13 protein-coding genes are annotated in these 19,642 nt (G+C 71.6%); 7 read left to right on the top strand and 6 right to left on the bottom strand.

Going from position 1 to position 19,642, the window contains the following annotated elements; genetic code table 11:
• Positions 1-246: 246 nt before the first annotated feature.
• The 3 genes from AB0903_RS10800 (at position 247) to AB0903_RS10790 (ending at position 2,676) form a co-directional block, all read left to right on the top strand.
• Entirely contained in the window at positions 247-681 is a 435-nt protein-coding gene (locus tag AB0903_RS10800) for a hypothetical protein (protein ID WP_366701176.1), read from the top strand.
• Positions 682-964: 283 nt separating this feature from the next.
• Positions 965-1,903, top strand: a complete 939-nt coding sequence (locus AB0903_RS10795) for a helix-turn-helix domain-containing GNAT family N-acetyltransferase (RefSeq protein WP_366701192.1) — start codon at positions 965-967, stop codon at positions 1,901-1,903.
• Positions 1,900-2,676, top strand: coding sequence for a sugar phosphate isomerase/epimerase family protein (locus tag AB0903_RS10790; RefSeq protein WP_366701174.1), 777 nt, complete (start codon positions 1,900-1,902; stop codon positions 2,674-2,676). Before AB0903_RS10795 ends, AB0903_RS10790 begins: the two co-directional genes overlap by 4 nt.
• Positions 2,677-2,864: 188 nt before the next feature.
• Here the strand turns inward: AB0903_RS10790 and AB0903_RS10785 are convergent, their stop codons facing one another.
• Complete coding sequence (locus tag AB0903_RS10785; RefSeq protein ID WP_366701190.1) at positions 2,865-3,776, bottom strand: EamA family transporter; 912 nt, start codon at positions 3,774-3,776, stop codon at positions 2,865-2,867.
• Between the two features lie 112 nt (positions 3,777-3,888).
• Here AB0903_RS10785 and AB0903_RS10780 point away from each other — a divergent pair, with 112 nt between their 5' ends.
• Complete coding sequence (locus tag AB0903_RS10780) at positions 3,889-4,800, top strand: LysR family transcriptional regulator (protein WP_366701172.1); 912 nt, start codon at positions 3,889-3,891, stop codon at positions 4,798-4,800.
• A gap of 435 nt (positions 4,801-5,235) precedes the next feature.
• Positions 5,236-7,068, top strand: a complete 1,833-nt coding sequence (locus AB0903_RS10775) for a glycoside hydrolase family 3 protein (RefSeq protein ID WP_366701170.1) — start codon at positions 5,236-5,238, stop codon at positions 7,066-7,068.
• 126 nt (positions 7,069-7,194) lie between these two features.
• Here the strand turns inward: AB0903_RS10775 and AB0903_RS10770 are convergent, their stop codons facing one another.
• From AB0903_RS10770 to AB0903_RS10760, 3 genes are all read right to left on the bottom strand, one after another.
• Positions 7,195-8,628, bottom strand: a complete 1,434-nt coding sequence (locus tag AB0903_RS10770) for a S28 family serine protease (RefSeq protein WP_366701168.1) — start codon at positions 8,626-8,628, stop codon at positions 7,195-7,197.
• Positions 8,629-8,716: 88 nt separating this feature from the next.
• Entirely contained in the window at positions 8,717-9,064 is a 348-nt protein-coding gene (locus AB0903_RS10765) for a hypothetical protein (RefSeq protein ID WP_366701188.1), read from the bottom strand.
• 490 nt (positions 9,065-9,554) lie between these two features.
• A complete protein-coding gene (locus AB0903_RS10760) occupies positions 9,555-13,316 on the bottom strand; it encodes an ABC transporter ATP-binding protein (protein ID WP_366701166.1) in 3,762 nt (1,253 codons plus the stop codon).
• Positions 13,317-13,506: 190 nt separating this feature from the next.
• Here AB0903_RS10760 and AB0903_RS10755 point away from each other — a divergent pair, with 190 nt between their 5' ends.
• Complete coding sequence (locus tag AB0903_RS10755; protein ID WP_366701164.1) at positions 13,507-14,052, top strand: nuclear transport factor 2 family protein; 546 nt, start codon at positions 13,507-13,509, stop codon at positions 14,050-14,052.
• A 402-nt stretch (positions 14,053-14,454) separates the two neighbouring features.
• Positions 14,455-16,518 (top strand): TerD family protein, encoded by a 2,064-nt coding sequence (locus AB0903_RS10750; protein WP_366701162.1) that lies wholly within the window; start codon positions 14,455-14,457, stop codon positions 16,516-16,518.
• 295 nt (positions 16,519-16,813) lie between these two features.
• Here AB0903_RS10750 and AB0903_RS10745 read toward each other — a convergent pair whose 3' ends face one another.
• Positions 16,814-18,496: a thiamine pyrophosphate-binding protein gene (locus AB0903_RS10745; RefSeq protein ID WP_366701160.1), complete on the bottom strand. Its 1,683-nt coding sequence runs from the start codon at positions 18,494-18,496 to the stop codon at positions 16,814-16,816.
• On the bottom strand, positions 18,493-19,464 hold the full coding sequence (gene speB / locus AB0903_RS10740) for an agmatinase (protein ID WP_366701158.1): 972 nt from the start codon (positions 19,462-19,464) through the stop codon (positions 18,493-18,495). The genes AB0903_RS10745 and speB overlap by 4 nt, the downstream gene beginning before the upstream one ends.
• Positions 19,465-19,642 lie beyond the last annotated feature (178 nt).

Genomic DNA, 19,642 nt, shown 5'->3' with positions numbered 1-19,642 from the left:
GCCGGTCCGGCACCCCGCGCCACGCGAGCGATGACGGGCCGGTCCGGCACCCCGCGCCACGCGAGCGATGACGGGCCGGTCCGGCACCCCGCGCCACGCGAGCGATGACGGGCCGGTCCGGCACCCCGCGCCGACCGGGCCGGGCCCCTCACCCGACCGGCCCACACCCGCTCGCCGTCCCCCCGGCCCGCACGCAGGCTGGAGCCCTGGCTCCGCAGGGAGCCGGAGGAGAGACGGAGAACGGACATGACCAACGCAACCCGAAACTCCGGGCCCGCCCCGCACAGCGGGGGCACCGCGCGCGCCTGGGCGTCCGGCGGAACGGTGTTCGCCGGTGTACTGCTGCTGGTGGAAGGCATCCTCGGCATCCTTGCCGGGATCGCCGCCATCGCGGGGGACGACGTGTACAGGCTGGTCGGTGACTACGTCTTCGAGTTCGACCTCACCGCCTGGGGCTGGATCCACCTGATCCTCGGTGTGCTGCTGGCCGTCACGGGCTGGGGCATTCTTCAGGGCGCCGGCTGGGCACGGGGACTCGGTGTGGCGCTGGCCGCGCTGGCCGTCGTCTTCCAGTTCATGTGGCTGCCGTATCAGCCGGTCTGGGCGGTCGTGTCCATCGCGATCGGCGTGTTCGTCATCTGGGCGCTGTGCACCGATCGCGGCCCTACGTCCGCATCCTGAACGAACCGTCGCGGGTCGGCGACGGACTGCGCGGCCGGGGCCCTCGCTCCGGCCGCGCAGGCGCGCGCTCGCAGGGGACCTCCGACTCGACGAACCCTCTGCGTGGCGACCCCGTCCGCCCGGCCGGTCGTCACGGGACGGCCGGATGTCCGGATCCGCGGCGCGCCGGGACCGCAGTGGGGTCTTGTGGGGCGCGATCCTGCGACGTAGCGTTGACTCGGTCAACGATGACGCTCGGAGTCCGATCATGCCGACCACACCGACCACGCCGGTTACACCGCTCATGCCGATCCAGGAGATCCGCGCCTTCAACCGCTTCTACACCAACCTCATCGGTGCCCTCGACTACGGCAGACATCTGTACACGCCGTACACGCTCACCGAGTCCCGGGTGCTGTACGAGCTGGCGCACAGTCCGCGCACCGACGCCGCCGACCTCCGCGGTGAGCTCTCGCTGGATGCCGGCTACCTCAGCCGGCTGCTCGCCGGGTTCGAGCGGGACGGGCTCGTCCGGCGGGCGCCGTCCGAGCGGGATCCGCGGCGGCAGCGGATCACCCTCACGGAGCGGGGCCGGGAAGCCGCCGCGCTCCTCGACGAGCGGTCGCGGCAGGCGGTCGGCACCCTGCTCGACGCGGTGCCCGAGCAGGATCGGGAGCGGCTCTCCGGGGCACTGCGCACCGTCCGGGAGCTGCTGTCCGCGGCCCGTGGTGCCGCCGCGGAGCCGGAGCCGGTGCTGCGCGGACCCGCCCCCGGTGACCTGGGGTGGATCGTCCAGCGGCACGGCGCGCTGTACGCCGCGGAGTACGGGTGGGACGTCGGCTTCGAGGGCCTGGTCGCCCGTATCGTCGCGGATTTCGCGCAGGACCACGATCCGCTGCTCGAGCGGGTGTGGATGGCCGAGCTGGACGGTCGGCCGGTGGGCTCGGTGATGTGCGTACGGGACGAGACACCGGCCACGGCCCGGCTGCGGCTGCTGCTCGTCGAGCCCGAGGCTCGCGGACACGGACTCGGCGACCGGCTGGTGCGCACGGCCGTGGATTTCGCGCGGGAGGCCGGGTACCGGGACATGGTGTTGTGGACCAACGACGTACTGACCGCGGCCCGCCGGATCTACGAGCGGGCCGGGTTCACCCTCGTCGCCGAGGAGCCGCACCGCTCGTACGGAGCGGAGCTGACCGGTCAGGACTGGCGGCTCGAGCTACAGGAAGGAACGGATCGATGAAGTTCGCCTTCTCGACCCTGGGCGTGCCGGGCAGGCCGCTGAGGGAGGTGGCCCGTCTCGCCGCCGACAGCGGGTACCAGGGCGTCGAGCTGCGGGCCCATCCGGAGGAGCCGGTACATCCGGGCATCGGCACGACGGAACGCGCGGAGGCGATCCGGGAGTTCGAGCGCGCGGGCGTCGAGATCCTGGCCGTCGCCGGGTACGCGCGGGTCGCGGCGACCGGCGACGACGGCCCCGTGATCAAGGAGGTGGAGGGCCTCTGCCGGCTGGCCAAGGACCTCGGTGCCCCGTTCGTCCGTGTGTTCCCGGGCGGCGGTGACCTGGACCCGGCCGAGGCCGACGCGATCGCCGCCCGCCGGCTGGGCGCCGCCGCGGAGACGGCGGCCGATCTCGGCGTACGCATCCTGCTGGAGACGCACGACTCGCACCGCACGGGTGCCGATGTCAGCCGTGTCCTCGGCCCGGTCGGCCACAAGCACGCGGGCGCCCTGTGGGACGTGATGCACACCTGGCTCGGCGGTGAGGCACCGGAGATGACCCACGCGGCACTGAGCCCGTTCCTCGGCTACATCCAGGTCAAGGACGTGGCTTCGCGTGACGACCTGACGCCGCTTCCGCTGGGCCGGGGGGTACTGCCGCTGGCCGAGTGCCTGGCGCTCGCGGACCCGGACGGCTGGGTGTGCTGGGAGTACGAGAAGCGGTGGTACCCGACGGCGCCGGAGCTGCCGGGCCTGCTGACTGCGGGCCGGGAGCATCTCCTCGCGGTGAGCTGAACCCGGGCCGCCAGGGGGCGGTTCGGCGCCCCCACCTCCCGCGACCTGTGCATCGACACGATGAGGGCCCGTTTCCCCCGCGGCGCCGCTCCTGCCGCCGGTGCGTGCCGAGCCGGGGCCCCTGACGCCCGGCGATCACCGGCCGCACCCTTGGCGGGCCGACACCGTGCCGCAGGCACGTCGGAGCGTCAGGCCCGGCCGGAGGTCGGCGGCTCCTGCTCCCGTACGGCCGTGCGGGGCCTGCGGCGGCGGCCGGGCAGAGTCGTGAGGGCGACGCCGCCGACCAGCAGCGCCGCCGCACACCACCGCAACGGGCTCACCGGCTCGTCGAGGATCAGGAACGCCGACGACATGCCGAAGACCGGCACGAGGAGGGAGAACGGGGCCACCGACGACGCCGGGTGGCGCCGGAGCAGCCACCCCCAGGCGCCGAAGCCGAAGACCGTGGTGACCCAGGCGACATAGAGGATGACGCCCGCGCCCGTCCAGTCGAGCGAGCGAAGTGCCGCCAGGTCGCGGTCCACGCCCTCCATGAGGAGCGACAGGCCGAGCAGCGGGATGACCGGAACGGTGCTCACCCACACCATGAAGTTCAGGGCGTCCGACGGGGACGCCTTGCGCGTCAGGACGTTGGAGACGCCCCAGCAGACCGCCGCGGCGATGACCAGGGCGAAGCCGAGAAGTGGTCCGGAGGCGCCCTCGTCGACGGCGGCGACCGCGATACCGGCCAGCGCCACGGCCATGCCCGCGGCCCTCACCCGGCCCGGCCGTTCGCCGAGGACTGCGAAGGCGAACAGGGCCGTGAAAACCGCCTGGACCTGCAGGATCAGCGAGGCGAGCCCGGCGGGAGCCCCCCGGTCCATACCCGTGAAGAGCAGGCCGAACTTGGCGACGCCCAGCACCAGTCCGACGCCGGCGATCCATTTCCAGGCGACTTTCGGCCGGCCGACGAAGACCACGGCGGGCAGCGCGGCGGCAAGGAAGCGCAGGGCGGAGAAGAGCAGGGGCGGGAAGTGGTCGAGACCGATCTCTATGACGACGAAGTTGACCCCCCAGACGGCGGCGACCAGGGCGGCGAGAGCGATATGGGCGGGGCGCATGACATCGAGCCTCACCCCCAGGCACCATGTAGCACCAGCGCGCATTCGTTCATGGTTGGATGAAGCAGCACTAATGAAATGCCGGTGAAGGTGCGTCGAAAGGAGAGCGACCATGCTCGACCTCGGCCGACTGCGCGCCCTGCACGCCGTCTCGGTCCACGGCACGGTCGGCGCGGCGGCCGCCGCGCTCGGCTACACGCCCTCCGCGGTCTCGCAGCAGATCGCCAAGCTCGAACGGGAGACCCGCACCACGCTCCTCGAACGCGAGGGCCGCGGCGTCCGGCTGACCGACGAGGCGACACAGCTGGCGGCCACCGCCCAGCAGTTGCTGTCCCTGGTCGAAGAGGCCGAGGTACGTCTCGAGGAGCGGCGCGGCGAGCCGACCGGGCGGCTCTCCATCGCCTGTTTCGCCAGCGCCTCCCGCGGGCTGATGCCGCACGTGCTCGCGGATCTCGCCCGGCGCCACCCCGAACTGGACGCCCGGCTCCACGAGGTCGACCCGCACCTGTCCGTCGATCTCGTCGCACGCGGCGCGATCGACCTGGCGGTGGCGCACGACTGGGACATCGCGCCGCTGCCGGCCCCGCCCGGCGTCGAGCAGGCCGTCATCGGTGACGACATGTGCGACGTGCTGGTCCCGGCGGGCCACCCTCTGGCCGCAGCGGACTCCGTCCGGCGCGAGGACCTGAAGGGCGAGCGGTGGATCACCCAGCCGCCCGGCACGGTCTGTCACGACTGGCTGCTGCGCACGCTGCGCGCCGCCGGCTGCGAGCCCCTGATCGCGCATCAGGCGGAGGAGAACCACACGCAGGTCGCCCTCGTGGCCGCCGGCCTCGGCGTGGCGCTGGTCCCCCGACTGGGGCGGGGGCAGCTGCCGCCGCAGGTCGCGGCCGTACAGCTGGCCCCCGTGCCGACCCGCCGGCTGCACGCCCTGTGGCGTACGGGGGCGGCGAGGCGGCCCGCGATCACGGAGACGGTGCGGACGCTGCAGAGGCTCTGGCCGGAGGTCGCCACCGGCACGTGAGCGCGGGTCGCGGCCTGCCGATGCGGGCCCATGAGTGTGCGCCGCGACCTGCCGACACCGGTCGCGGCGCACACTCGAGTCCTCCGCCGGCCTGCCGGTACCGGCCGTAGAACCCCTTCCACGGCCTGCCGACCACCGGTCGAGTCCTCCGCCGGCCTGCCGGTACCGGCCGTAGAACCCCTTCCACGGCCTGCCGACCACCGGCGCGTCAGCGCAGGCCATGCGCCTCCGCCACCGGCATTCGGGCACCCGTTCCAGCCCGTCGGCGGCCAGTGCCGGGCACCCGTTCCGGCCCGCCGGCCCGGTGACGTTCGTGCGCGGGGCCTTGACCTGGCAGTTAGTTTCCAGATATCCGTGACACCTTGGAAGTTTCCTTCAACTCCCTTGTGCAACGCCCCTGTCGAGCATGTCGAGCAAGGCCCGGAAGGAGCACCAGTGCACGACCGGAACCTCTCCAGACGCACCCTTCTCACCGCGACCGCCGTCGCCGCAGGCGCGATCGCCACGGCGGCGCCCGGTTCAGCGGCGGCCGCGACGGCCGCCACCGCATCCCACGGCACGCGGCACCGGCTCGAGCGGATCGTCTCGGGGATGAGCCTCGAAGAGAAGGTCGGCCAGCTCTTCGTGATGAGGGTCTACGGCCACTCGGCCACGGACCCCGACCAGGCCGACATCGACCTCAACCTTGCAGAGATGGGCGTACGCAACGCCGCCGAACTCATCGCCGAGTACCACGTCGGCGGCATCATCTACTTCTCCTGGGCGCACAACACGCGTGACCCGCACCAGATCGCCGGCCTCTCCAACGGCATCCAGCGCGCGGGACTCGCGCAGCCCACCCCCGTGCCGCTGCTGATCTCCACCGACCAGGAGCACGGCATCGTCACCCGAGTCGGCAAGCCGGCGACCCTGATGCCGGGGGCGATGGCGCTCGGAGCCGGCGGGTCCGTCTCGTCCGCCCGCAGGGCCGCGCAGATCGCGGGCGCGGAGCTCGCGGCGATGGGCATCGTCCAGAACTACGCGCCCGTCGCCGACGTGAACGTCAACCCTGCCAACCCGGTCATCGGCGTACGGTCCTTCGGCGCGGACCCGGCCGCGGTGGCCCGGATGGTCGCCGCACAGGTCAAGGGCTACCGGAGCGCGGGCATCGCGGCGACGTCCAAGCACTTCCCCGGCCACGGCGACACCACGGTCGACAGCCACACCGGCATCCCGGTCATCCCGCACACCCGTCAGGAGTGGGAGGAGATCGACGCACCGCCGTTCAGGGCCGCGATCGCGGCCGGGATCGACTCCATCATGACGGCGCACATCCAGTTCCCGGCCCTCGACCCCAGCAACGACCCGGCGACGCTGTCCCACCCCATCCTCACGGGCATCCTGCGCGAGGAGCTCGGCTACGACGGCGTGGTGGTCACGGACGCCCTCAACATGGAGGGCGTGCGGGAGAAGTACGGTGACCACCGGGTGCCGGTACTCGCGCTGCTCGCGGGCGTGGACCAGCTGCTCAACCCGCCGGACCTGGCGATCGCCTGGAACGGGGTGATGGACGCGGTCAGAAACGGTGAGATCACCGGGACCCGGCTCGACGAATCGATCCTGCGCATCCTGCTGCTCAAGGAGAGACTGGGTCTGTTCCGTGACCCCTTCGTCTCCGGGCGCGGAGTGGACCGCACCGTCGGCACCCGCTCGCACCTCGCCGCCGCCGACCGGATCGCCGAACGAACGACCACGCTGCTGACCAACCCGGACGGGCTGCTGCCGCTGAGCCGGCGCAGCCACGGCGACGTCCTGGTCGTCGGCCCCGACCTCGCGTCGCCCAGCGGTACGACCGGGCCGCCGACGACCGTGTTGGCGAACGCCCTGGGCGAGCTGGGCTTCCGGGCCACCGCGCTGCCGACGGGGACCGCACCGAGCAGCACGAAGATCGCGGAGGCGGTGGCCGCCGCGCAGGGCAAGGACGTGGTCGTCGTCTGCACGTACAACGTCTCCGCGGCCAGTTCGCAGCGCACGCTGGTGGCCCGGCTGGTCGCGACGGGCGTGCCGGTGGTGGCGCTCGCCGTCCGCAATCCGTACGACATCGCACGGCTCGACGGCGTGGCGGCGGCACTTGCGGCCTACGCGTGGACCGACGTCGAACTGCGCGCGGCGGCACGGGTGCTCGCCGGCAGCGCGGAGCCGCGGGGACGCCTGCCGGTGCCGGTGCAGCGGGCGGACGACCCGTCACAGGTGCTGTTCCCGATCGGCCACGGGCTGTCGTATCGGTAGGCCAGACGGGCTTCGTACCGGTAGGCCAGGCGGGCTGTCGAACCGGTAGGTCAGGCGGTCGGCACAGAGCAGTGCCCCGCCGCTCGTGACGAGTGGCGGGGCACTGCCCTCAGTCTGTCGGCCCGCTCACGGACGCAGCAGGGGCTCGCGCTCCAGATCGCGCTTGTCGAGCCTCGCGTCGGCCTTCGCCAGCGGCCTGGCCTTCGACGGATCCTCCTGGACCGTGGCCGGGGCCACGCCCGCCCAGCGCAGAATGGCGGCGGTGGCCTCCGCCTTCTGGTCCGCCACCAGACCGGCCACATTCGCCCCGTGGTTGGCACCCGGCGCGGTGTAGACGTGGCTGTCACGGGTGTACTTGCCGACCCGGAACGGCTCGGCTCCCCACGGGTCGTTCTCGCCGTAGACGAACATCATCCGATCGGCGTGGTGCCGCACCCAGGTGTCGATGTCCCTCATCACCCACGGCTTGAAGCGCATCGGGATGTCGCGCGGGACGAAGGTCCGCGGCGGCTGGTAGCCGTAGCGGCTCAGGCCGTCCAGGTGGGGCTGCCTGATGTCGGGCGATCCGAGCTCGGTGCCCGCCTGGTAGTAGTACGGCGTGTACGGGGCGAGCCCCTGGTCGGCGTAGAACGAGAACCCGGCGATCGCGTCGACCGTGTCGAAGATCTCCTGGTCGGACGCGGTGGCCGCGGCCGGGATCGCCTCGCAGTCGGAGAGTCGGCTGTACTGCCAGAACGCCCACACGAAGTCGAGCACGGCCGCCTCGTACGCCCGGTCCAGGCTGCCGACGGTCTCGAACGTGTACCCGGAGTCCGCGGCGTACTTCTCGTAGACGGCCGTGAGCGGCTCACGGCGGACCAGGGCCTCGCGCTGCACGGCGTTCAGCTTGTCCCGGCACTCCGGGGTACCGACGTTGGCCAGGAACCGGTCGTACGCCTTGTCCTCTTTGTCGACGACGTCGTTCGGTGCGACGTACGCGACGACACCGTCCATGTCGCGCGGGTAGTGGCGCTCGTAGTAGGTGGCGGTCATGCCGCCCTTGGAGCCCCCGGTGGCGATCCACTTCCGGTCGTAGATCTTCTTCAGCGCCGTGAAGACCCGGTGCTGGTCGCTCGCGGCCTGCCAGATGTCCAGCTTGGACCAGTCGGCGGGCGCGGGGCGGGACGGCGTGAAGTAGCGGTACTCCAGGGAGACCTGGTTGCCGTCGATGATGGCCGTGGGCTCGCTGCGGCGCGGCGAGGTGGACACGTGGTAGCCGGAGGTGAAGAAGACAGTGGGGCGGCTGGTGTCCTTGTGCAGCACGGTGATCCGCTGCTTGAACGTGCCGCGCCACGGACGCCGGTGGTCGACCGGCTGTGTGTAGTCGAGGACGAAGAATCGGTAACCCGGGTACGGCTTCTCCTCTATGAGGCTCATGCCCGGGACGGACAGGATCCGGTCCTTGATGTCTGTGCCGGCCGCGGGCCCGGCGGCGGTGGCCGCGTTCGCCGTGGCACCGGCGGCGCTCACGGTGCCTATGAGCACCACGAGCGACAACAGCCATCTGAGCGCCTTGCGCATTCACCCTCCCCTTTGGTCGAAAGTGGACGCGGTGAACCTAGCGGTGCCAACAGGGGCCCCGCCAGAGCGAGTTGGGCTCAGTGGCTGATCAACACAGGATCCACCCGGTGGAGCGGGAGACCCCGGAGACCGAACCGGTGGCGCGAACACAGCGGTTGAGGGAGTGCACGGTGACCGGCCCGGCCTGCCGGGTGAACCTCCCGCTGTCCTTGTCGGCACGTCCGCCACGGGGCTGGAGGGACACGGACATGGACCGCCTGACACCGGGGCGCTTGGCCAACGTGACGGCGCAGGCGTAGTCGCCGCGCTCGTAGACGCGCAGCTCGCCGGTCGAGAAGGTGACCGTCTTCGCCAGCCGGCCCGGGCACGGCGCCGCCGCCTCTGCATCCGGGACCGCCGGGCCCGCGACGGTCAGCGCCGCGACCGCCGCGACCAGTGCCGTCGCACGCCCCGGCCACCCCGCACCCCTGCTTCCGACCCCACCGAACACCCTTGCCCCCCACTGCCACTGCTCCGTACATCCGTACGACGCACGGGGGTCGTGATTGGTTGCGACCGGCCGCGTCCGCTACAGCCTCTGGACCCGGGGACGGCGCAGTGCGGGAACGACACCGGCGCGCGTAGCGACCGCCGCGGCGGTCGCCACGGGCGGGAGGCAGCGCTGAACCGGAGCCGGTGGACGCGAGGTTGCCGCTGGCGCTCGGCGACCCAGTGCCAGCCGCTGCCGTCCGCTGCCGCAGAGGTCGCACTGCCGCCGGAGGCGGACGAGCCTGAACCGGCAAAGCCTCCGGAGCCGCCCCGGCCTCCCGTGGCGGAGCCGGTGGACGCGAGGTAGCCGGAGGCCCCTGAGCCGCCCGTCGCGGAACCGCCGCCCGCCCGTCACCTCGACGACGATCGCGGCCGAGTCGTTCGCCGGCCCGCTGCCGTCACACCGCCGCCGGTTCGTCCTCCCCCAGCCCCTCTATGCCCTCGCCGATGAAGGTGCGCCACAGTGCGGCGTACCGGCCGTCCAGTGCGAGCAGTTCGTCGTGGGTGCCGTCCTCCGCGACCCGGCCGTCGTCCATCACCACCACCCGGTCGGCGCGGGCGGCGGTGGTGAGCCGGTGGGCGACGACGAGGGTCGTCCGCCGGCCGGTCAGCCGATCCGTCGCCTGGTTCACCTGTGCCTCGGTGGCCAGGTCGAGGGCGGCCGTCGCCTCGTCGAGCAGCAGCACGTCGGGGGCGACGAGTTCGGCGCGGGCCAGTGCGATGAGCTGACGCTGGCCGGCCGAGAGGTTCCGGCCGCGCTCGGCGACCTCGTGGAGATAGCCGCCGTCGAGCGTGGCGATCATGTCGTGCGCGCCGACGGCCCGTGCGGCGGCCTCCACCTCGGCGTCGCTCGCGCCGGGGCGGCCGTAGGCGATGGCGTCACGGACGGTGCCGGCGAAGAGGTACGCCTCCTGCGGGACGACGCCGAGCCGGTGCCGGTACGCGGTCAGGTCCAGCTCCCGCAGATCCTGGCCGTCCACGGTGACCCGTCCGCCGGTCGGGTCATAGAAGCGCGCCACCAGCTTGACGACGGTCGACTTGCCCGCGCCGGTCTCGCCGACGAAGGCGACGGTCTGACCGGCGGGGATGCGCAGGTCGACGCCGGTCAGGGCCTCCTCGTCGTCGCCGTAGGCGAACGACACGTCCTCGAAGGCGATGTCGCCGCGCAGTTCCCGCACCTCGCGCGGGTCGTCGGGCACGACCGTCGAGGTCGGCTCCCGCAGCAGTTCCTGCACGCGGCGCAGGGACACCGCCGCCTGCTGGTAGCCGTCGAAGACCTGGGAGAGCTGCTGCACCGGCGCGAAGAACAGCTCGATGTAGAGCAGGTAGGCGACGAGCGCGCCGGTGGTCAGCGTCCCCGCCTCGATCCGGCCCGCGCCGACGATCAGCACGAGGGCCGTGGCGACCGCCGCGAGCAGCTGGACGAACGGGAAGTAGACCGAGATCAGCCACTGGCCCCGGACTCGGGCCCTGCGGTAGCTGTCGCTGCGGGCCGCGAAGCTCTCCCGCCCGGCCCGTTCCCGGCGGAACGCCTGCACGATCCGCAGCCCGGCGACGGACTCCTGGAGGTCGGCGTTGACGACGCCGATACGTTCGCGCGCCAGCTCGTACGCCTTGACGCTCTGCTTGCGGAAGAAGTACGTGCCGAAGATCAGGACGGGCAGGGTCGCGAAGACCACGAGGGCGAGATCCACGTCGATGACGACGAGGGCGACCATGATCCCGAAGAAGGTGACGACCGAGACGAATGCGGTGACCAGGCCGGTCTGCAGGAACGTCGACAGCGCGTCCACGTCCGTCGTCATCCGGGTCATGATCCGGCCGGTGAGCTCGCGCTCGTAGTAGTCGAGGCCGAGCCGCTGGAGCTGCGTGAAGATCTTCAGGCGCAGGGAGTACAGAACGCGTTCGCCTGTGCGGCCGGTCATCCGCATCGCACCGATCTGACCGGCCCACTGGACGAGGACGGTGACCAGTGCGAGAGCGGAGGCCGCCCACACGGCGCCGAGCGCGAGCTGCTCGACACCCTCGTCGATGCCGTGCCGGATCAGCACGGGCAGCAGCAGCCCCATGCCGGCGTCGACCGCGACCAGGGCGAGGCTGAGCAGCAGCGGCAGCCCGAAGCCGCGGAGCACGGCCCGCAGCCGGCCGCCCTCGCCGGCCGCCGCGCCCGCCGGTTCGGGGCGGGTGGCGGCTGCTTCGTCGATGTCGGGGGTGTCGGTGGCCGGCGGCAGCGCCTCGACCTGCGCGAGCAGTTCGGGGGTGGCCGCCGGGTCCTCCTTGGCCTCCTCCGCGCGCTCGTCCCGTACCCACAGCCGGGGCGTGATGCCGCGCTCGACGTCGAACTCGGCGTCCAGCTCGTCCCGCACCGTGCGGTCCTCGTCCGGCTCACGGCCGGCAGGCGGCAGGACGTGTCCGGGCGAGACGCCGCCCAGCTCGTCCGGGTCGGTCAGCAGCCGCCGGTACAGCGCGGAACGCCGCTCCAGTTCCTCGTGCGTACCGATGTCGGCGAGCCGGCCGCCGTCGAGGACGGCGATCCGGTCGGCGAGGCCCAGCGTCGAGCGGCGGTGCGCGATGAGCAGCGTCGTACGCCCCGCCATGACGCGGGCCAGGGCTTCGTGGATCTCGTGCTCGACCCGGGCGTCGACGGCGGAGGTCGCGTCGTCGAGCAGCAGCAGCCTCGGGTCGGTGAGGATCGCGCGGGCCAGGGCGATGCGCTGGCGCTGGCCGCCGGAGAGCGTGAGGCCGTGCTCGCCGACCTTGGTGTCGTAACCCGCGGGGAGGTCGGCGATGAAACGGTCCGCCTGGGCGGCGCGGGCCGCCTTCTCGATCTCCTCCTGGGTGGCGTCGGGAGCCCCGTAGGCGATGTTCGCCCGGACCGTGTCGGAGAAAAGAAAGCTGTCTTCGGGGACGAGGCCGATGGCGGCCCGCAGCGAGTCGAACGTCAGCTCGCGCACATCGTGGCCGCCGACCAGGACGGCGCCACGGGTGGCGTCGTAGAAGCGGGGCAGCAGCAGCGACACGGTGGACTTCCCGCTGCCGGACGCGCCGACGACGGCGACGGTCTCCCCGGCGGCGATCTCCAGCGAGAAGCCGTCCAGGACCGGCCTGCCGTCCGTGTACTCGAAGCTCACGTCGTCGAACTCGACGGTGGCCGGGGCGTCCGCCGGAAGCTCCTTCGTGCCGTCCTTGATGCTCGGCTCGGTGTCGATCAGCTCCAGGACCCGCTCCACACCCGCCCTGGCCTGCTGGCCGACGGTCAGCACCATCGCGAGCATACGGACCGGACCGACGAGCTGGGCGAGATACGCCGAGAAGGCGACGAACGTACCGAGCGTGATGTCGCCCTTCGTCGCCAGCCAGCCGCCCACCGCGAGCATCGCGACCTGGCCCAGGGCCGGTACGGCCTGCAGTGCGGGCGTATACCTGGCATTGAGCTTGATCGTCCGGAGCCTGGCCGCGAAGAGCTTCCTGCTGACCTCGCGCAGCTTTCCGGTCTCCTGCTCCTCCTGCCCGAAGCCCTTCACCACGCGAACACCGCTGACGGCCCCGTCGACGACGCCGGCGACGGCCGCCGCCTGGCTCTGCGCGTACCAGGTGGCGGGGTGGAGCCGGGTGCGGCTGCGCTTGGCGATGATCCACAGGGCCGGGGCGACGGCGAGCGCGATCAGCGTCAGGGGCATGGACAGCCATGCCATGACGGCGAGGGAGATGGCGAACAGGAGGAAGTTCCCGATCGTCATCGGGAGCATGAAAAGCAGGCTCTGGATCAGCTGGAGGTCACTGGTGGCCCGGCCGACCACCTGACCGGTGGACAGCTCGTCCTGCCGCCGGCCGTCGAGCCTGCTGATCGTTCCGTACATGTCGGTGCGCAGATCGTGCTGCACATCCAGGGCGAGTCGCCCACCGTAGTAGCGGCGGATGTACGTCATCACGTAGACGGCCACGGCAGCGGCGACCAGCAGCCCGGTCCATGTGTTCAGCGACCGTGTCGCGGTGGTGATCACATCGTCGATGACGACTTTGATGATCAGCGGAACGAGCGCCATGACGGCCATGCCGCCCAGCGACGAACCGAGCGCGAGCACGACGTTGGTCCGGTACCGCCATGCGTATCCGGACAGCCGCCGTGCCCATCCCTGCGCTTCTGGCTCCGCCGCCACGTGATGCCTCCCCGTTGGTTCCGCCTCGGCCCCTCGGACCTGATCTTCCGGAATGCACCAACACGGCCGACCCCGGATTTCATCCCCCCGCGGCAAAGACCGGTCCCTGGACCTAGGACCGGGCCCAGTGCGCAGTGCGACGATCGAAGGTCTTGACCTCAAGTGAGCTTGAGGTACCAGGCTTCCGGGCATGGACACCAACACCTTCACCGACACCGACACCGACACCTTCATCGACACGGACTCCGGCATCGACCGGATGCGGCACGAGCTGCGCGCCCTGACCGACCGCGCCGAGATCACCGACCTGCTGGACCGCTACGTGGGCTCCTGGGACAGGGATGTCCTGGACGAGCAGTGGGCCCGGTCCTTCCACACCGAGGACGTCACAGCCGAGATGCCCGTCGGGACCGTCAGTGGGCGGGACGCGCTCCTCACAACCGTCCGGCGCGCGATGGCGCTCTTCGACCGGACCGTGCATTTGGCCACCAACCCGGTCATCGAACTCGACGGCGACCGGGCCACCGCTCGCGGCGCCCAGCTGAGCACCCATGTCCTGGCCGACGGCTCGGAGGATGTTTTCGTCTCCGCCGGCCGCACGGACACCCACCTCCGCCGGACCCCCGACGGCTGGCGCATCTCTGCGACATCCCTGCGTGTGGTGTGGACACAGGGCACGCCGCCGCAGCTGCCGGCGGGTGATGAGTCCGGGTCGGCGGGAGAGTCGTCGCCGTAGGAAACGTCCACGAGACGCCCCGGGGCCGGACCCGGGCTGCGGACAGGCAGCCTGAGCGAGCGCCGGGCCCCGGCCGCGCACAGGGGAGACGGGGCCGGCGTCCTCGCGGAACACGCCGACGACGTCGTGATGCACGACGTGCCGCCCCCTCATGAGGGCCTCCGGGCACCGACGCGCCCGCGAGACCCGGCCGCCGTTCTTCCCGTGACAGGCGCGGGGCGTGACAGGAGCGCAGGATCGATCATCCGACATCAAGTCCTCACTTCACCTCCACACGGGTGCCTTGGGACCGCTACGGTTCACATCGTGCGCACGGAGAGTGCGAACGACGTCACAGATCGACGCATGGCGGCCGCTTCGGCGTGCCCGGATGCGGCTATGCCTGGGGGCTCCATGCAGGAGATGGCTAAGGGATCCAACGTCGGCCTGGCGGCCCTGAGCGATGACATCGACTCGGTGGTGGTGAGTCTGCGCTGGAACAGCGCGACCGGGGACGGGGACGCCGACGTCTCGGTACTGCTCCTCGACTGCAACGGCAAGGTACGCGGTGACGGGGACTTCTTCTTCTACAACAACCCGGCCGCGCAGGACGGCAGCGTGCAACTGCTGGGAAAGAAGCCGACCGACGACGGCAGCGAGGACCGCATCAGCCTGGATCTGACCGCTGTGCCTGCCGATGTCGAGCGAATCGTCGTGGCCGCGAGCCAGTACGGTGGCTCGGCCTTCGGGGAGTTGAACGACCTGCGGGTGACGGTCTCCGATCGGGCAGGGGAACCGTTGCTCGGCTTCTCGATCACCGACGCGAGCGTGGAGAGCGCATTCATCTTCGGCGAGCTCTACCGGCGGGCCGAGGACTGGAAGTTCCGTGCGATCGGACAGGGATACGAGACCGGACTGGCAGGTCTGGCCACGGATTTCGGGATCACCGTGGACGACGAGGCCGACGACGCCGACGACGCCGACGAGGAGGAGACCGCAGAGCAACCTTCGGCCGTCTCCGCGTCCTTGCCGGCGCCCCGGTCGGCGGCGCCGACACCCGCACCGGCGACCGCGGTTGTCCCGGAGCAGGCCGGTCCGGCGGCCCAGCCTGCGGACAGGCAGCCGGGCACGCCGGCGCGTACCCGCGGACCTCGTACGAGCAAGAAGAAGATCACCCTGCCCAAGACGGTCAAGCCGTCACTCGCCGAGAACGACTCGTGGACCTCCGCCCGGCTGTTCCCCGCGTCGTCGTTGAAAAGCGACAAGGAACGCGAGACACGGGCCACCTCGGTACTGCTGTCGGTCATGGCCGAGGTTCCGGAGCTGGGCCGCCGACTCACCGCCGCGTTCGGTGCGCCGGCCGGGCGCATGCAGACGTTCACGGAGGTCGCCCTCCCCCACGGGGACACCCCCAAGCGGCCCGACGGTGTGGTGCGTGTGGAACGCGCCGGCAAGCTCTGGACGGCACTGATCGAGACCAAGACGAACGGGAACGCGCTCAAGTCCGAGCAGGTCCAGAACTACATGGACATCGCGGCACGGCGTGGATACGAAGCCGTGATCACGTTGTCCAACGACGTGGCGCTGGAGGGCCGGCCGCTCGTCGAGGTGAGAACCGACGGGCGGCGCAAGCACAAGGTCGCCCTCTGGCATCTGTCCTGGGCCGAAGTGGCCCACCAGGCCCAGATGCTCATCCGCCACGAAGGAGTGGGCAGTGCCACGCACGCGTGGCTCCTCCAGGAACTGCTCCACTACCTGCAACACGAGAACTCCGGTTGCCACGGCTTCCAGAACATGGGACCGGCCTGGGTGCCCGTACGGAACGGCATCGACACCGAGACGCTCTGCCAGGGGGACCAGCGGGCTCTCGCCGTCGTGGAGAGCTGGGAGCAGCTCGTGCGCCAGGTGTGTCTGCGCCTGGGCGGCGAGCTCGGCCGCAAGGCGTTTCCCGTACAGCCTGCCCGGCGCGGTGCCGACCCACATGCCCGACGGCTGGCGCTGGCGGACCAGTTGTGCGACGACGGCCGTTTGACGGCGGAGTTGCGGATCGAGGACACACCCGGCGTGCTGGCCATCGTCGCCGACCTCAGGACGGGCAAGCTGCGCACGTCCGTCGATGTTCAGCCACCGGAGGGCAACTACCCCCTCACATCGGCCAAGCGCCTCGTCCGTGCTCTGTCCGAAGCACCCGCGGACCTCCATGTGGAAACCCTGCTCGAGGACGGCAAGGGTCCACGCGGAACACTGGAGCGCCTGCGTCCCGAACCGGGCGACCTCGTTCCCAAGGACGGATCACGTATCACCGGCTTCCGGCTGTCCCTCTTCAAGGGTATGGGCGCCACTCGGGGGAACGCCGAATCGGGCTTCATCCGCAGCGTCGACGACGCCGTAGACCGGTTCTACGCGGCGGTCGTCGCTCAGGTGTCCGCCTTCGAACGTCGGGCGGCGAACCGATCCCGGGTCGGCCGGCCCACGACCATCGGCTGACACCGCCTCGGATGCGCCGCCGGCGGGGCACGGCGGCTCGCGCGCCCCCCTCGACCCTCAAGCGTCGCGTCGCGTCGTGTCAGCCGCCGGCCTCCGGCCCCGGAGCGGCGCCGACCCACAGCAGCCCGTCCCCGTCCAGGGTGCGCGGGCCGTCCGTGTACTGCGGCGGCATCTCCGACCGGCGCGGTCCGGGAGGAAGTCGACCCGGCCGCGGCCCTCGGAAGCGTCCCCGAGCACGAATGACGACATCAGCAGGACCGGGGGCAAGAGCCATGACCGCCCCGCCCTCGGAGCATCAGAGGTGGGTCGGGGCGAACATCCTGAGGAGTGCCGGAAGAACGACCACCGAAGGTCCTGGCCTGGCAAGGGCCTTCGCCAGGTCCTCCGAGAGCGACTCCGCGCTGGTACGGACCGCCGGGACACCGAAGGACTCGGCCAGGGCTACGAAGTCCGGGCGGGACAGCTCGGTCGCCGTGGCCTCGCCGAAGGCGTCCCTCATGTACTCGCGCAGGATGCCGTAGCCGCCGTCGTCGACGATCAGCCAGGTCACCGGCAGGTCGTACTGGCGGGCGGTGGCCAGCTCCGCGATGGAGTACATCGCGCCGCCGTCCCCGGAGACGGCGAGCACCGGACGGGTGTGGTCGGCGACCGCCGCGCCCAGCGCCGCCGGGAAGGCGTAACCGAGGCCGCCCGCGCCCTGCGCCGAGTGCATGGTGCCCGGCCGGCGGGCGTCGAACGCGGACCAGGCCCAGTACGCCAGGATCGTCATGTCCCAGAAGCTGGGCGAGTCGTCCGGCAGGGCCTCGCGCACCGAGGCGAGGATCTGCCGCTCCAGGATCAGTTCCTGGGCGTCGATCCGGGCCCGCACCGCGCCCAGGACCTCCCGTACGGACTCGGCGGCCGACGGGTCCTCGCGTTCCGACACCGTCTCCAGCAGGGCGGACAGCGCGAGGCGCGCGTCCGCGTGGATGCCGAGCGCGGGGTGGTTGGACTCCAGTTTGCCGAGGTCCGCCTCGATCTGGATCACCCGGCCGCGCGGTGCGAACGTGTGGTAGTTCGAGGAGAGTTCACCGAGCCCGGACCCGACGACGAGCAGCACGTCGGCCGACTCCAGGAAGTCGGTGGTGTGGCGGTCCTCCAGCCAGGACTGGAGGGAGAGGGGGTGCTCCCAGGGGAATGCGCCCTTGCCGCCGAAGGTGGTGACGACCGGCACGTCGAGCTTCTCGGCGAGCGCCAGCAGCTTGCCGGACGCGTCGGAGCGGACGACTCCGCCGCCCGCGATGATCGCCGGCTTGGCGGCGTTCGACAGCAGGTCGGCGGCGACGGCGGTCAGTTCGGGGCGCGGCACGACGTCCTCGGGCGTGGCGTCCATGGCGGTGACCACCGGCAGGGTGGTCTCGGCGAGGAGGACGTCCTGCGGGATCTCCACCCACACCGGCCCGTGCGGGGCGGTCAGCGCCGACTCCCACGCGGCCGCGATCGCGGACGGGATCTGGGAGGCGGTACGCACCACGTGCACGGACTTCACGATGTCGCGGAACGACGCCTGCTGGTCGCGCAGCTCGTGCAGATGGCCGTGGCGTCCGCCGCCGAGCCCGGCCGTGGGCACCTGGCTGCCGATCGCCAGCACGGGCGCCGATGCCGCGGCCGCCTCCTGGAGCGCGGCCAGGGACATGAGCGCGCCGGGTCCGGTCGACAGCAGCAGCGGGGCCGCCTCGCCCGTGACGCGGCCGTACGCGTCGGCGGCGAAGCCCGCGTTGTTCTCCACGCGCAGTCCGACATAGCGCAGGGACGAGCGGCGCAGCGCGTCGAACATGCCGAGCGCGTGCTGGCCGGGCAGGCCGAAGACGGTCGTCGCGCCGAGCCCGAAGAGGGTTTCGACGACGAGGTCGCCGCCGTTGCGGCCGGCCGGAGGGTTCAGCGCGGCCTCGGTCTGTTTGGCGGTGGGGCGCAGTACCAGGTCGTGGTCGTGGGTCACTGCGACATCTTCGCAGCCGCGATCTGGCGGGACATGATCGTGGTCAGCTCGTACGCCGTGTGCGAGGCGGCGACCGACGTGATCTCGGCGTGGTCGTACGCCGGGGCGACCTCCACGACATCGGCGGAGACCAGGTTGCAGGAGGCGAGACCGCGCAGGATCTCCAGCAGCTCGCGGGAGGTCATGCCGCCGGCCTCGGGGGTGCCGGTGCCGGGGGCGTGCGCCGGGTCGAGGCAGTCGATGTCGATGGAGATGTACAGCGGGCGGTCGCCGATGCGCTGGCGCAGCTGGTCGGCGACCTCGTCGGCGCCGCGGCGGTAGACGTCCGCGGAGGTGACGATGCCGAAGCCCATCTTCTCGTCGTCGGTGAGGTCCTGCTTGCCGTACAGCGGGCCGCGGGTACCGACGTGGGAGAGCGCGGAGGTGTCCAGGATGCCCTCCTCGACGGCCCGGCGGAACGGTGTGCCGTGGGTGTACTCCGCACCGAAGTACGTGTCCCAGGTGTCGAGGTGGGCGTCGAAGTGCAGCAGGGCGACCGGGCCGTGCTTCTTGGCGACCGAGCGCAGCAGCGGCAGCGCGATGGTGTGGTCGCCGCCGAGCGTCATCATCCGGGCGCCGGTTGCGAGCAGGTCGTCGGCGGCGGCCTCGATGGTGTCGACGGCCTCGTTGATGTTGAACGGGTTGGCCGCGATGTCGCCGGCGTCCGCGACCTGGGCGAGCGCGAAGGGCGAGGCGTCCTGCGCCGGGTTGTAGGGGCGCAGGAGCCTCGACGCCTCGCGGATCGCGTTGCCGCCGAAGCGCGCGCCGGGGCGGTAGGAGACTCCGGAGTCGAAGGGGACGCCGACCACGGCGACGTCGGCGCGGCCGACCTCGTCGAGCCTGGGCAGCCGGGCGAACGTCGCGGGTCCGGCGTACCGCGGGATGCGGGAGGAGTCGACGGGGCCGCGAGGCTGCTCGTTGCTGCTCATCCGGGGATGCCTTCTTTCCTGCGTTTTGTGGCACTTCATCGCACCGCAGTGCTTTTCAGTTCATTTGTACGATTTTACGCGCGCAACAGCCGGTTCAGCCGCGCACCCCTGGTCGCACCGCCTTGGTCGCGCCACCTCGGGCGGCACCGGTGGGAGTGCCACTGGTGAGAGTCGACGG

Origin of the sequence: Streptomyces sp. NPDC048389, assembly GCF_040706335.1 — a bacterium.
Lineage (GTDB): Bacteria > Actinomycetota > Actinomycetes > Streptomycetales > Streptomycetaceae > Streptomyces.
Note: the sequence above shows the minus strand (reverse complement) of the source record. Positions and strands in the feature narration are given on the sequence as shown.